This is a genomic window from Mesorhizobium kowhaii, from assembly GCF_003253745.1.
Taxonomy (GTDB): domain Bacteria; phylum Pseudomonadota; class Alphaproteobacteria; order Rhizobiales; family Rhizobiaceae; genus Mesorhizobium; species Mesorhizobium kowhaii.
The window spans coordinates 1-12,388 of sequence record NZ_MZXV01000027.1 but is presented as its reverse complement, the minus strand read 5'-3'; the positions used below and the strand labels follow the sequence as shown (position 1 = coordinate 12,388).

Sequence of the window (12,388 nt, the reverse complement as noted above, 5' to 3'; positions counted from 1 at the left end):
CGGTCGATCAACCCCAGACCTGATTAGCGCGTCGGAACGGGGTGCTCGCCGCGATAGTCGTAGAAACCGCGCCCGGTCTTGCGGCCGAGCCAGCCGGCCTCGACATATTTGACCAGCAGCGGGCAGGGGCGGTATTTCGAATCCGACAGGCCTTCATGCAGCACCTGCATGATCGACAGGCAGGTATCCAGCCCGATGAAATCGGCAAGCTGGAGCGGCCCCATCGGATGGTTGGCGCCGAGCCGCATGGCGGTGTCGATGGCGTCGACCGAGCCGACACCCTCATAGAGCGTGTAGATCGCCTCGTTGATCATCGGCAACAGGATGCGGTTGACGATGAAGGCCGGAAAATCCTCCGAAACCGTGATCGTCTTGTCGAGCTGCTTCACATAGGTCTTTGCCGCCTCGAAGGTCTGGTCCTCGGTGGCGATGCCGCGCACCAGCTCGACCAGCTTCATCAGCGGCACCGGGTTCATGAAATGGATGCCGATGAAGCGCTCCGGACGGTCGGTCTGCGCGGCGAGCCGCGTGATCGAGATCGAGGAGGTGTTGGTCGCCAGGATGGCTTCGGGATTGAGCTGCGGACAGAGCTGGGCGTAGATCTTGCGCTTGACCGTCTCGTCCTCGGTCGCCGCCTCGATCACCAGATCGGCGCCGGCAAGATCGGCCATCGTCGGGGCGGAGGCGATGCGTGCCATCGCCTCGTTGCGCACCTTCTCGTCGAGCTTGCCGGACCCCACCTGGCGGGCCATGTTGCCGCTGATAGTGGCGATGCCCTTCTCGATGCGGTCGGGCGATATATCGTAGATCAGCACCTTGTAGCCCGAAAGCGCGGAGACATGGGCGATGCCGCCGCCCATCTGGCCCGCGCCGATGATGCCGATCGTCTCGATCTTGCTCATTACACCGATCCCGTCAAAAGGCCTTTGCGGCCTGCTTTTTGTGCGGTGCAAACTAAAAGGGCGGGGCGACTTCGTCTACCCCGCCCCTCACTATTTAATACGCTTTGGCAGAAGGCGTCAAAGCGCCTTCTGCAGCTCCGGCAAAATGACGAAGAGATCGCCGACAAGACCGTAGTCGGCGACCTGGAAAATCGGTGCCTCCTCGTCCTTGTTGATGGCGACGATGACCTTCGAATCCTTCATGCCGGCAAGGTGCTGGATGGCGCCGGATATGCCGACCGCGATGTAGAGATCGGGAGCGACGACCTTGCCGGTCTGGCCGACCTGCCAGTCGTTCGGCGCATAACCGGCGTCGACCGCGGCACGCGAAGCACCGACGGCGGCACCAAGCTTGTCGGCGACCGGCAGGATGACTTCCTGGAACTTTTCCGCCGAACCCAGCGCACGACCACCCGAGATGATGATCTTGGCCGAGGTCAGTTCCGGGCGGTCGGTCTCGGAGAGCCTGTTCTCGACGAAGGTGGACAGGCCGGGATTGGCCGCCGCCTTGATCGTCTCGACCGAAGCCGAGCCGCCCTCGGGCGCCGCCTGGAAGGAGGCTGTGCGCACAGTGATCACCTTCTTGGCGTCGCTCGACTGCACCGTCTGGATGGCGTTGCCGGCATAGATCGGCCGCTTGAACGTATCGGGCGAGACGACTTCGATGATCTCGGACACCTGAGCGACATCGAGCAGGGCTGCCACGCGCGGCGCGACATTCTTGCCCGACGAGGTCGCCGGCGCGATGATCGTGTCATAGGAACCGGCGAGCGAAACGATCAGCGCGGCCATCGGTTCGGCGAGACGCTCGGTGAGTTCGTCGGCCTCGGCCAGCAACACCTTGGTCACGCCCTTGAGCTTGGCGGCAGCATCGGCTGCCGGCTTGGCGCCCTTGCCGGCAACCAGCACATGCACGTCCGAACCGATCTGCAGGGCCGCCGACAGCGCCTTGGCGGTCTGGTCGGAAAGGGTGGCGTTGTCGTGTTCAGCAATCAGAAGAATAGCCATTTTCTTGTTCCTTTCCCGATCGCTTACAAAACGCCGGCTTCGTTCTTGAGCTTGTCGACCAGTTCGGCGACGCTCTTGACCTTGACGCCCGCCTTGCGGCCGCTCGGCTCCTCGGTCTTGATCACTTTCAGCCGCGGCTTGACGTCGGCGCCGTAATCGGCCGGGCTCTTTTCGTCGAGCGGCTTCTTCTTGGCCTTCATGATGTTGGGCAGCGAGGCATAGCGCGGCTGGTTGAGGCGAAGGTCGGCGGTGACGATCGCCGGCATCTTCAGTTCCACCGTCTGCAGGCCGCCGTCGACCTCGCGCGTCACCTTGGCCTTGTCGCCGTCGATCACAACCTTGGAGGCGAAGGTGCCCTGCGCCCAGCCCAGAAGTGCCGCCAGCATCTGGCCGGTCTGGTTGCTGTCGTCGTCGATCGCCTGCTTGCCGAGAATGACGAGGCCGGGCTGTTCGGCGTCGACGACGCCCTTCAGCACCTTGGCGACGCCCAGCGGCTCGGTCTGTTCGTCGGTCTTGACCAGGATGGCGCGGTCGGCGCCCATGGCGAGAGCGGTGCGCAAGGTCTCCTGCGCCTGCTGCGGGCCGATCGAAACGACGATGATCTCTTCGGCCTTGCCGGCCTCCTTCAGCCGGATCGCCTCTTCCACCGCGATCTCGTCGAACGGGTTCATCGCCATCTTGACGTTGGCGAGTTCCACCGCCGAACCGTCAGCCTTCACGCGAACCTTGACGTTCGCATCCACAACCCGCTTTACGGGCACAAGGATCTTCATTGCCTGTCACCTCTTCAAGATAATTAGGCGCGCTATAACAGCCTGCGCCCTTTCTGAGTTGTCGAAAGCCGACATTCCGGATGGAAATTCTGGTCTTTGACCGCCTTGGGCTGCGACGGAGACGTTTCCGTAGTTGCGACGACCCTGCACGTCAATACGCCGCAAGCCGCTCAAATCGGTTCAGTCCGAACTGGAAGCGGTTCCTCGCCCCCAGCGCGGCGTGTTGGCCGATGGGTCGGGCGTAACCATGTCGGCGGCAACGGGCGGCTGTTCAGGAGGAGCGGCAACGGCAGCATCGTCGTCAGCGCCGGCAAACAGCGGCACGCCGCGGCTGCGCAAGACAAGCACCAGCACGGCGCCGGCAATGATGCCGCCGATGTGGCAGGCCCAGGAGATCTGGTCCTCGCCGCCGGCAGCAAACATCACCACCTGGAACAGCACCCACAGGACAAGCGGGATGAAGGCCGGAATGCGCAGCGGGATGCGGGCAAAGGCGAGCACCCAAACTTTTACCCTGGGATAGAGGATCAGATAGGCGACGACCACGCCGGCGATGGCACCGGACGCGCCGATCAGCGGCACCTGCGAATCCCAGGCGACGAGGCCCTGGAAGGCGGCTCCGGCGACCGCGCACAAGAGGTAGAAGATGAGGTAGCGGACGTGGCCGAGGGCGTCCTCGACATTGTCGCCGAACACCCACAGGAACAGCATGTTGCCGCCGAGGTGGAAAATGTCGGCGTGCAGGAAGGAATAGGTGAGGTAGCTCAGGCTTTCGGGGACGACGACAAAGCGAGGATCGAGCTCGGCGGTGTCATGGACGACGGCTGGGATGAAGCCCAGGCCAAGAACGGCGGCATTGGTGAAGTTCTCGCCGCCGAGCGCGGTGGCGCAATAGACCAGGGCGTTGACCACGATCAGCCCGATCGTCACATATTGCAGGCGGATGTGCCGCAGCCTGTTGGTATCGTAAAGCGGGATGAACATCGGTCCCTGGCCCCCTCGCGCTTTCGGACAGTTCAGCGGTTCTTGCCGGGAACCCATAGCACGTCGGCATTTCCATTGTCATTGACCGCCCGGGCGGCGACAAACAGGAAATCCGAGACGCGGTTGATGTATTTCAGCCCGTCGCGGTTGACGGGCTCGCTCGGGTCCTGGGCCAGGGCCACCATCAGCCGCTCGGCCCGCCGCGCCACGGTGCGGGCGAGATGCAGGGCGGCGGCCGCCGGCGTGCCGCCGTTCAGCACGAAGGATCTGAGCGGCTGAAGGTCCTTGTTGAGCAGGTCGATATCCTTTTCGATCCGGTCGGTCTGCGTGGCGATGATGCGTAGCGGCTCATAGCCGAGCGGCTTGCCGTCATCGGGTACGGCGAGGTCGGCGCCGAGGTCGAAGAGATCGTTCTGGATGCGGGAAAGCATGGCGTCGATCGCCGGGTGGGTTGTCGCGGTGTGGACCCGGGCCATGCCGATGCAGGCATTGGCTTCGTCGACCGTGCCATAGGCGTCCACCCGCAGATCGGACTTCAGCCGCCGTTCGCCGGTGCCGAGACCCGTGGTGCCATCATCGCCGGTGCGGGTGTAGATCTTGTTGAGCTTGACCACGTCGCCTCCCGAACGGCCCTCACTTGCGGGTGAAATACACCGCCAGCAGGATCAGCACCAGCGCCACGGCCTGCAGCAGAACACGCGCCTGCATCAGCTTGTTCGAGGTGACGCCGGAACCGCCACGCATCATGTTGATGAGACCGCGAACGAGCACGATCACCACGGCGACCATGACCAGAACGGCGAGGATGTTGAAGACGGTTGCCATAGTGTATTCCCAGTTCGGTTGGTTCAGGCGCGTTTGGCAAGGAAGCGGTAGAGCATCGATGCGGGCAGGATGCGTTTGAGCACCGCGCCGATCTTAGCCGGCACTGTTACCACATAGTGCGGGCGCGGGCGCCGCGACAGAAGTGCATGGCGAAGCGCCGCATGAACCACTTCCGGGCCAGGTTTCAGCTTCGATTGGCTGCCGCCGGCCCGCAGCCTTTCCAGTTGCGCCTCATAGTCGAGGCGGTGGACTGAGTTCTCGTGATCGATGTTCTTCAGGAACCAGGGAAGCGCATTGCTGGCGATTTTCGACGTTACCGGCCCGGGCTCGATCAGCGAGACATGGATGCCGCTGCCCCTAAGTTCCTGATGCAGGCACAGCATCAGACCCTCCAGCGCGTGTTTCGAGGCCGAATAGGCGCCGCGAAAGCGCACCGGCGCGAGACCGAGGATCGATGAGCAATGGACGATGCGGCCATGGCCCTGGCGGCGCATTACCGGCACCAGACGGTGGGTCAGGTCATGCCAGCCAAAGAAATTCGCCTCGAACTGCTCCCTGAGCGCCGCCACCGGCAGATCCTCGACGGCGCCGGGTTGAGCGTAAGCGCCATTGTTGAACAGGGCGTCGAGCCGGCCGCCGGAGCGATCGAGCACGGCTGCCACCAGGGCGGCGATGGAATCTGGTTCGCTATAGTCGAGGTAGAAAGCCTCGATGCCGTCAGCCTCGAGTGCGGCGATGTCGTCGGGTTTTCGCGCCGTCGCGAACACCCGCCAGCCTTCGGCCTTCAACGCTCGCGCGCAATAGGCGCCTATTCCCGAAGATGCGCCGGTGACAATGATCGAGCGCAACTCTTCCGCTGGAGAATTCATGGTTTGACGAAGGGTTGCCATTTGCCGCATTCACTTCCCATATTCGCGGCGTCGAGACAATCGAAGGGAGCGCGGGTTCTTGCTGCGGAATATTGTCGCCCTGCGCCGCGTGCTCTACGACGCACTTGGCCATTTCAACACCGATGACGGTTGGGCGATGGCCAGCCATCTGGCGATCACGTCGTTGATGGCGCTGTTTCCATTCCTGATCTTCGCCACGACGCTGGCGAGCTTCCTCGGCGCCCAGGCCTTTGCCGACACGGCTGTGCATCTGGTCTTCGACACCTGGCCCGAACAGATCGCCAAGCCTATCGCGCGCGAAGTGCTCAATGTGCTGACCGTCAGGCGTACCGACCTGTTGACCTACGGCGTGCTGCTTGCCGCCTACTTTGCCTCGAATGGCATCGAGGCGCTGCGCACTTCGCTCAACCGCGCCTATCGCGTCTCGGAAACGCGCGGCATCGTCTACCGCCGGGTGCAGAGCATCATCTTCGTGCTGATCGCGACGGCCGGTTTCCTGGCGATCAGCGTGCTCCTGGTGTTCGCGCCGCTGCTGGCGCGGCTGGCCGAAGCCCATATCGAAGGGATCAAGCCCTATATGGGCACGATCACGCTATGGCGTTATGTCATCGCCTCGGTGGTCATTGTCGGCGGATTGTTTGCCGTGCATTTCTGGCTGCCGGCGGGCAAGCGCCGCTTCGTCTCGCTGGTGCCGGGCATCATCTTCACGCTGGCGGCATGGCTTATCGGTTCGACCGTCTTCGCCACCTATCTCGATCACTTCTCGTCTTATGTGACGACCTATGCTGGCTTGGCGTCGATCATGATCGCGGTGGTCTTCCTCTACATGGTCTCGGCGATCTTCATCCTCGGCGGCGAGCTCAATGCCGCGATCAGCCGTTATCTGGAGGCACGCGCACGGGTCGGTTGAGATTGGTCGGCTGAGATTTGGTCGACCGAGCCGTTGCCAGGCCAACGCCGAATGTCGTGATTGCCATGCCGGCAATCTGCAGCGCATTGAGCTGCTCGTCGAACAAGGCCCAGGCGATGACGGCCGTCACCGCCGGCACCAGGTAGAACAGCGAGGCCACTTTCGACATCTCGCCGTCGCGGATCATCACCATCAGCAGGAAGATGGCGCCGAGCGACAGCACCAGCACCAGCCAGGCCATGGCGAAGATCAATTCGCCGTTGATGACGACCGTGCGGGTCTCGAAGGCGAGCGCGGCGAGGATCATCAGCGAGGCGCCGCCGACATATTGCCACATGGTCGCCGCGACGAGGTCGCCGCCGGAGGCGAAGCGCTTTTGCCAGATGGTGCCGGCGCTCATGCCGAGCACCGACACCAGCGAGGCGGTCAGCGTCGCTGCCGTCACGCCGCCGCCGAGTGCGCCCAGCTTGGGCCACAGCACGATGACGATGCCGATGAGACCGATACCAAGGCCGGCCCAGTGACGCGGCAGGATCGCCTCGCCGAGAAACTTGCCGGCAAGCACGGCCGTGATCAGCGGCTGCAGGCCGACGATGAGGGCCGAAAATCCGGCCGGCATGCCTCGGTGGATGGCCCAGAAGACGGCGCCGAGATAGACGCCGTGCATCAGGATGCCGGCGCCGGTGGCGTGCAGCGCTTCAGTGCGGGTGGCTCTTTTCGAACCCAGCACGAGCATCAGGACGCCGAGCAGGATCGCAGCCAGGACAAAACGCGCGGCAAGGAAGGTGAACGGCTCGGCCCATGGCATGGCGTAGCGCGCGCCGATGAATCCGGTCGCCCACAGGACAACGAAGGTGGCGGGGATGAACCGCTTGATGCTGTGCATGTTCCGGAGACCGCCACGCTGGGGAGAAATTGATCGTGGCGCTGCTCTAATGCGGTTCAAGCCGGCGCGCAAAATGAAACGATTGATCCATGCATCACTGGAATTCAACGGCCGGCGAATTCGGCAGGCGGTTTCCTGGCCTCACCGGGATCAAAGCCCGACCATCCGCCTGACGTCGTCCGCTGATGCGCCGGCATCGCGCAAGGCGGCAAGGCCGGTGTCGCCGAGGCTCTTCGACAGCTTTCGTCCATCCGGCCCGAGGATGAGACGATGGTGGAAATAGGCCGGTTGCGGCAATCCGAGGAGTTCCTGCAGCAGGCGCTGGACGCCGGTGGCGGAAAACAGATCCTGGCCGCGCACGACATGGCTGACGCCTTGCAGCGCATCGTCCATGACGACGGCGACGTGGTAGCTGGTCGGGATATCGCGGCGCGCCACGATCACGTCGCCCCAGTCCTGCGGCCGGGCTTCGACGGAGCGAGACGCGACGAGCGTCTCATCGGCGAATTCGGCCCATGCGAGGTTCTTGCCGACCCGCGCCGTGGCGGCGCCGACATCCAGTCGCCAGGCGAAAGGCGCATTCTCGGCGATCCGTCGCTTGCGTTCCTTCACCGGCAGCGCCTTGTCGGCGGCGGGGTAGAGTGGCACGCCGTCGGGGTCGTGCGGCCAGTCGCGCCCGCGCTCCTCGCTGTCGGTGATGAAGGCCCGGATTTCGCCACGGCTCATGAAGGCGGGATAGACGAGCTCTTCCTCGATCAGCCGCTCGAGCATCGCTCGGTACTCGGCGAAATGCTCGGACTGGCGCCGCACGGGCTCTTCCCAGCCAAGCCCCAGCCATTTCAGATCGGCAAGCACGCCCACCTCGAATTGCGGCGTGCAGCGCGTCGTGTCGATATCCTCGATTCGCAGCAGCAGGCGGCCGCCGGCGGCACGCGCCAAGTTCTGATTGAGCAGCGCCGAATAGGCGTGGCCGAGATGCAGGTCGCCGTTGGGGCTGGGGGCGAAGCGGAATGTCAGGAGTGTCATCTCTCCGGCGGCAATCCTGTTTTGCGGCGCTTCGCCAATTGCTACCTTGTCGAGGGTCAAGGAACAAGAAAGCATGCAACGCATCGCCACATCAGACGACCTTGCCCGGGGGCTCGATGCGCTTTGCGTGATCGACCCGCGCCTGGAAAAGGTGCGCGGCATGGCTGGCGAGGTGCCGTTGCGGCTTTCCGAGCCTGGGTTTCGAAGCCTTGCCTCGATCATCGTCTCGCAGCAGGTGTCCCGCGCCAGCGCCGATGCGATCTTCGGCCGGCTGACGAAATTGGTCGATCCGCTGACGCCGCAGGCGATCCTCACCGCCGGCGAAGACATGTTTCGCGAGGCCGGCCTGTCGCGGCCGAAGCAGCGTGGGCTCATTGCCATTGCCCAGGCGGTGGCCGACGGCCTCGACCTTCATCACCTTTGTTCGCTCGATGCCCAGGAGGCGATCGCGGCGATGACGGCGGTGTCTGGCATCGGCCCATGGACGGCGGAAGTGTATCTTCTGTTTGCCGCCGGCCACCCCGACATTTTTCCGGCGCGCGACGTCGCCTTGCAGAGCGCGGTCGGTCATGCGCTCGGTATCGAGCCGCGTCCGCCGGAGAAAACACTGATCGCATTGGCCGAATCATGGAGCCCGTGGCGAGGTGTCGCATCGCGGCTTTTCTGGTCCTATTATCGCGAAACCAGAGGGCGGGATGCCGTGCCACCCGCCTGAATTCGCAAAAAAGCATAAAAATCATGCTTTTTTGGCGTTTCAGCGACGCGACAATCCGCTTCACATCCCTGTCATGTCGGGCTTACAGTATCCGCGCCGATCGGTTCGAGAACTAGGAGGTAAACGAGGTGACGGTTGCCGTATCTCCGGATGGGCTTCCAGCGCTGGTGCTGAATGCGGATTACCGTCCGCTCAGCTATTACCCCTTGTCGCTCTGGTCCTGGCAGGATGCCATCAAGGCGGTGTTCCTCGACCGGGTGAACATCGTCGCCGAATACGAGCACGCCGTCTCCTCGCCGACCTTCTCGATGAAGCTACCGAGCGTCGTCAGCCTGAAGGCCTATGTGAAGCCGTCCAGGCATCCGGCCTTCACCCGCTTCAACGTCTTCCTGCGCGACCGCTTCCAGTGCCAGTATTGCGGCACGCCGGAGGATCTGACCTTCGATCACGTCATCCCCCGCCATCGCGGTGGCGCGACGACGTGGGAGAATGTCGTTGCCGCCTGTTCGCCCTGCAATCTCAGGAAGGGCGGCATGATGCCGGCGCATGCGAAGATGTGGCCGCTGCAGAAGCCGTTCCAGCCGACGGTGCATGATCTGCACAACAACGGCCGCCTGTTCCCGCCCAACCATCTGCATGAAAGCTGGATGGATTATCTGTACTGGGATGTCGAACTGGAGCCTTAGAGTTCGGCACAAATCCGCCATGCTGGCCGCCTGACGCAGCTTTCTGCGCTTCCGGTGCTCACGTACTTCCTTTCCGCATGTCCTGGTCGGAAAACCGGAACCACTTTTCCGGGACATGCTGGATGTACGGTCCGCTCCGGTTCTCGAAAGCTGCGCCATCCGACTCAGCCTGCCGAATTTTTGCGCGAACTCCGCGTCGCGCTGGTTCAGTCGAACTGGCTCAGTCGCGGGTGAGAGCGCCGCGGAAGGCGACGGCGGCCAGGACAAGGCTGGCGATGGCGTTCCAGCCGGCCAGCGACAGGCCGAGGATGCGCAGCGCCGCCTTGTCGCAGGAGGGCGGCACGAATTTGTCGAGCGCGTCGAGCACGCCCTTGCCGCCGGTGTCCACCGGTCCGGCGCCCGCGGTGCAATCGGTCGGGCCGGCCCACCACTGCCATTCGACGCCTGAGTGATAGACGCCGAGATAGAGGCCGTAGAGCATCAGCAGGCCGCCGACGGCCAGCAGGCCGCGCGTCAGCCATGCCGGCGCGTGCAGCATGGATGCAAGCACCGCCAGCAGCATCAGCGGCACGCCGATGTAGTAGGGCGTGCGCTGTTCAAGGCAGAGATGGCAGGGGATGTAGCCGCCGAGATACTGGAAGCCGAGCGCCGAGCCGACGGTGGCGGCCATGGCGATGGCGAGAAACAAGGCCGTGCGCGTCCGCTGGCGTCCGGTGTCGACATTCATGGTCGCTGTCATGGGTTTTCGTCCGTTGAGTTCGCCGCCGGCCCTTTATCCATGTCGTCCCAACACCGCTGGGCACTTTTGGGCGACATGGACTAGAACGCGTATTTGACGAGGATATAGAGCAAAATCAGGGCAGCCGCTCCGGCGCCCGCGATCAGTCCGAGGCGCTTTTCGATGAACACGCGGATCGACTCGCCATAGCGGCGCAGCAGCCATGCCAGCAGCAGGAAGCGGGCGCCGCGCGCCACGATGGCCGAGATGATGAAGATCAGCAAATTGACGTGCAGGGCGCCGGCAAGGATGGTGACGACCTTGATCGGCGGCAGGTGCGCGAGACCGGAGGTAACGAGCAGCACCAGCATCAGGCCGGTGCCAGAATTCTGCCAGCGCTCGAAGGTCGACAGGCCGCCGAAATGCTCCAGGATCGGACGGGCGATGGCGTCGTAGGCGAAATAGCCGATCATCCAGCCGGCGATGCCGCCCAGCACCGAGGCGGCCGTGGCGGTCAGCGCATAGCGGTAGGCGCGGTCGGGGCGTGCCAACGCCATCGGCAGATAGAGCACATCGGCCGGCACGAAGAAGAACGAGCTTTCAATGAAGGCGATGATGGCAAGCCACCATTCCGCGGATTTCCTTGCCGCCAGCGACAAGGTCCAGTCGTAAAGTCCGCGAAGCATCGGCACTCCTAATGCGTGTCGTCCAAAAGTGCGCAGCGGTTGGGGGGCATGCAGAAACAAAGACCCAAAGCGCGCCATCTATCCCGTCAGACGCGCAGCACTTTGATGCGCCGCCTGTCTAGAAAGATTTTCCGCGCTGCACAATGGCAGTCCCGTCACGAAATCGAAAGGCGCAGTATGGTCGCATCCGGGCCGTCGACAATTGGCCAGTTGACGAACAGGCCTCCAACCGTATAGTCCGCGCCCATCCAGGCCTCCCGGCCTGAGCCCCTATGGCGGAATTGGTAGACGCGCTCGACTCAAAATCAGGTTGCGTCTACCTTCAGTACTCAGGGCAATAGGAGTGGAGTTCAATAGGTTAGGAGCTAAGGGCCGTTCAATTCTCAATCTGTCACCTTCGACCTAGGTGCAGCATGAGAGCGTTGAGAGGTCAATGACTTGATGCTTTGCGGGTGTGGTGAAACTGGTAGACGCGCTGGATTCAAAATCCAGTTCCGAGAGGAGTGCCGGTTCGACCCCGGCCACCCGCACCACTCACCTTTAGACTATGAATCTGGGGGGCAGGAGTTCGAATCTCTTCGGGCGCGCCATTCCAAACGATTGAAATCGCTAACATTTTTCGCGATCAACCGGCCGCGGCACCGGCTTAATTTTTGAGAATTCAGCCGGTTTTTCAGCCGGTTTTGAAAGAACGGACATTCCTTCGAGTCATGTCGCAGGTTGGCGTAGCCGCGAATGCGATCGGCACGCCGGCGATGCTGCTACGCATCACCCCGGCCTTCAAGGGCTGCTCCGGCCACATCGAATGCCTAGTCCGCCGATCCGACGACAGCGATTGCCTGCCTTTGTGGAAGGCAAAATCGATGGCGGACGAGCTGTGCGTCACAAAACATTGTGGAGCAATCGTGAGGATTTCGATCTCGACTGCTTAATGCCATATCTGTGAGTTTTTATCTCTGCACCGTGGCGACCTATATTGGGAGTTTTTATGTCACTCAGTCGCGCTGAAGTGTACGACCTTTCGATATTCCTGCTCATCGTACAGCATCGCAGTTTTAGAAAGGCTGCGGACAATCTAGGCGTAACCGCATCAGCACTCAGCCACCGGGTGAAAGCGCTTGAAGAGCGACTTGGTGTAAGGTTGCTAAACCGTACAAGCCGAAGTGTTGCTCCAACAGTGGCAGGAAGCGCGCTTGCCGAAAAAGTGAGTGCGGGCCTCGATCTTATCAATTCCGGCTTGGAAGAACTGCACGGGCACCACGAAGGGACCGCCGGTAGTGTGCGGTTGAATGTACTGCGCGATGCGTCGACTTTACTTCTGCGCCCGGCATTGCCGATCT

Annotated in this window: 15 protein-coding genes and 1 tRNA gene; 5 read left to right on the top strand and 11 right to left on the bottom strand. The window is 62.7% G+C overall.

Features of this window, described 5'->3' with window-relative positions; translation table 11 throughout:
- Positions 1-23: 23 nt before the first annotated feature.
- From B5V02_RS11075 to B5V02_RS11045, 7 genes are all read right to left on the bottom strand, one after another.
- The gene (locus tag B5V02_RS11075) at positions 24-902 is read right to left on the bottom strand and encodes a 3-hydroxybutyryl-CoA dehydrogenase (RefSeq protein ID WP_111544253.1); all 879 of its coding nucleotides are present in this window, start codon (positions 900-902) and stop codon (positions 24-26) included.
- A gap of 117 nt (positions 903-1,019) precedes the next feature.
- Entirely contained in the window at positions 1,020-1,949 is a 930-nt protein-coding gene (locus tag B5V02_RS11070) for an electron transfer flavoprotein subunit alpha/FixB family protein (protein ID WP_111544252.1), read from the bottom strand.
- A 23-nt stretch (positions 1,950-1,972) separates the two neighbouring features.
- The gene (locus tag B5V02_RS11065; RefSeq protein WP_111544251.1) at positions 1,973-2,722 is read right to left on the bottom strand and encodes an electron transfer flavoprotein subunit beta/FixA family protein; all 750 of its coding nucleotides are present in this window, start codon (positions 2,720-2,722) and stop codon (positions 1,973-1,975) included.
- A 180-nt stretch (positions 2,723-2,902) separates the two neighbouring features.
- The gene (locus tag B5V02_RS11060; RefSeq protein ID WP_111544250.1) at positions 2,903-3,706 is read right to left on the bottom strand and encodes a rhomboid family intramembrane serine protease; all 804 of its coding nucleotides are present in this window, start codon (positions 3,704-3,706) and stop codon (positions 2,903-2,905) included.
- A 32-nt stretch (positions 3,707-3,738) separates the two neighbouring features.
- Complete coding sequence (locus tag B5V02_RS11055) at positions 3,739-4,320, bottom strand: cob(I)yrinic acid a,c-diamide adenosyltransferase (RefSeq protein WP_111544249.1); 582 nt, start codon at positions 4,318-4,320, stop codon at positions 3,739-3,741.
- A 19-nt stretch (positions 4,321-4,339) separates the two neighbouring features.
- Positions 4,340-4,531: a twin transmembrane helix small protein gene (locus B5V02_RS11050; RefSeq protein WP_111544248.1), complete on the bottom strand. Its 192-nt coding sequence runs from the start codon at positions 4,529-4,531 to the stop codon at positions 4,340-4,342.
- A 23-nt stretch (positions 4,532-4,554) separates the two neighbouring features.
- Entirely contained in the window at positions 4,555-5,421 is an 867-nt protein-coding gene (locus tag B5V02_RS11045) for an SDR family oxidoreductase (protein ID WP_111544247.1), read from the bottom strand.
- Positions 5,422-5,479: 58 nt separating this feature from the next.
- On the opposite strand from B5V02_RS11045, the gene B5V02_RS11040 reads away from it, so the two are divergent.
- A complete protein-coding gene (locus tag B5V02_RS11040; protein ID WP_111544246.1) occupies positions 5,480-6,331 on the top strand; it encodes a YihY/virulence factor BrkB family protein in 852 nt (283 codons plus the stop codon).
- Here B5V02_RS11040 and B5V02_RS11035 read toward each other — a convergent pair.
- Both B5V02_RS11035 and gluQRS read right to left on the bottom strand, forming a co-directional pair.
- Positions 6,294-7,217 (bottom strand): DMT family transporter, encoded by a 924-nt coding sequence (locus B5V02_RS11035; RefSeq protein ID WP_111544245.1) that lies wholly within the window; start codon positions 7,215-7,217, stop codon positions 6,294-6,296. The genes B5V02_RS11040 and B5V02_RS11035 overlap by 38 nt on opposite strands.
- Positions 7,218-7,367: 150 nt before the next feature.
- Positions 7,368-8,243, bottom strand: a complete 876-nt coding sequence (gluQRS, locus tag B5V02_RS11030; protein WP_111544244.1) for a tRNA glutamyl-Q(34) synthetase GluQRS — start codon at positions 8,241-8,243, stop codon at positions 7,368-7,370.
- Positions 8,244-8,316: 73 nt separating this feature from the next.
- Here gluQRS and B5V02_RS11025 point away from each other — a divergent pair, with 73 nt between their 5' ends.
- Both B5V02_RS11025 and B5V02_RS11020 read left to right on the top strand, forming a co-directional pair.
- Positions 8,317-8,958, top strand: a complete 642-nt coding sequence (locus B5V02_RS11025) for a DNA-3-methyladenine glycosylase family protein (RefSeq protein WP_111544243.1) — start codon at positions 8,317-8,319, stop codon at positions 8,956-8,958.
- Between the two features lie 128 nt (positions 8,959-9,086).
- Complete coding sequence (locus B5V02_RS11020) at positions 9,087-9,644, top strand: HNH endonuclease (protein ID WP_006328497.1); 558 nt, start codon at positions 9,087-9,089, stop codon at positions 9,642-9,644.
- A 220-nt stretch (positions 9,645-9,864) separates the two neighbouring features.
- Here the strand turns inward: B5V02_RS11020 and B5V02_RS11015 are convergent, their stop codons facing one another.
- Positions 9,865-10,383 carry a disulfide bond formation protein B gene (locus tag B5V02_RS11015; RefSeq protein WP_111544242.1) on the bottom strand — a complete coding sequence of 173 codons (519 nt, stop codon included), beginning with the start codon at positions 10,381-10,383 and terminating at the stop codon, positions 9,865-9,867.
- A gap of 80 nt (positions 10,384-10,463) precedes the next feature.
- On the bottom strand, positions 10,464-11,048 hold the full coding sequence (locus tag B5V02_RS11010) for a YqaA family protein (RefSeq protein ID WP_111544241.1): 585 nt from the start codon (positions 11,046-11,048) through the stop codon (positions 10,464-10,466).
- Positions 11,049-11,496: 448 nt separating this feature from the next.
- On the opposite strand from B5V02_RS11010, the gene B5V02_RS11005 reads away from it, so the two are divergent.
- Positions 11,497-11,581, top strand: a tRNA-Leu gene (locus B5V02_RS11005).
- 455 nt (positions 11,582-12,036) lie between these two features.
- Positions 12,037-12,388: LysR family transcriptional regulator (locus B5V02_RS10995; protein ID WP_146606054.1), on the top strand; the 352-nt coding region annotated here is incomplete at its 3' end.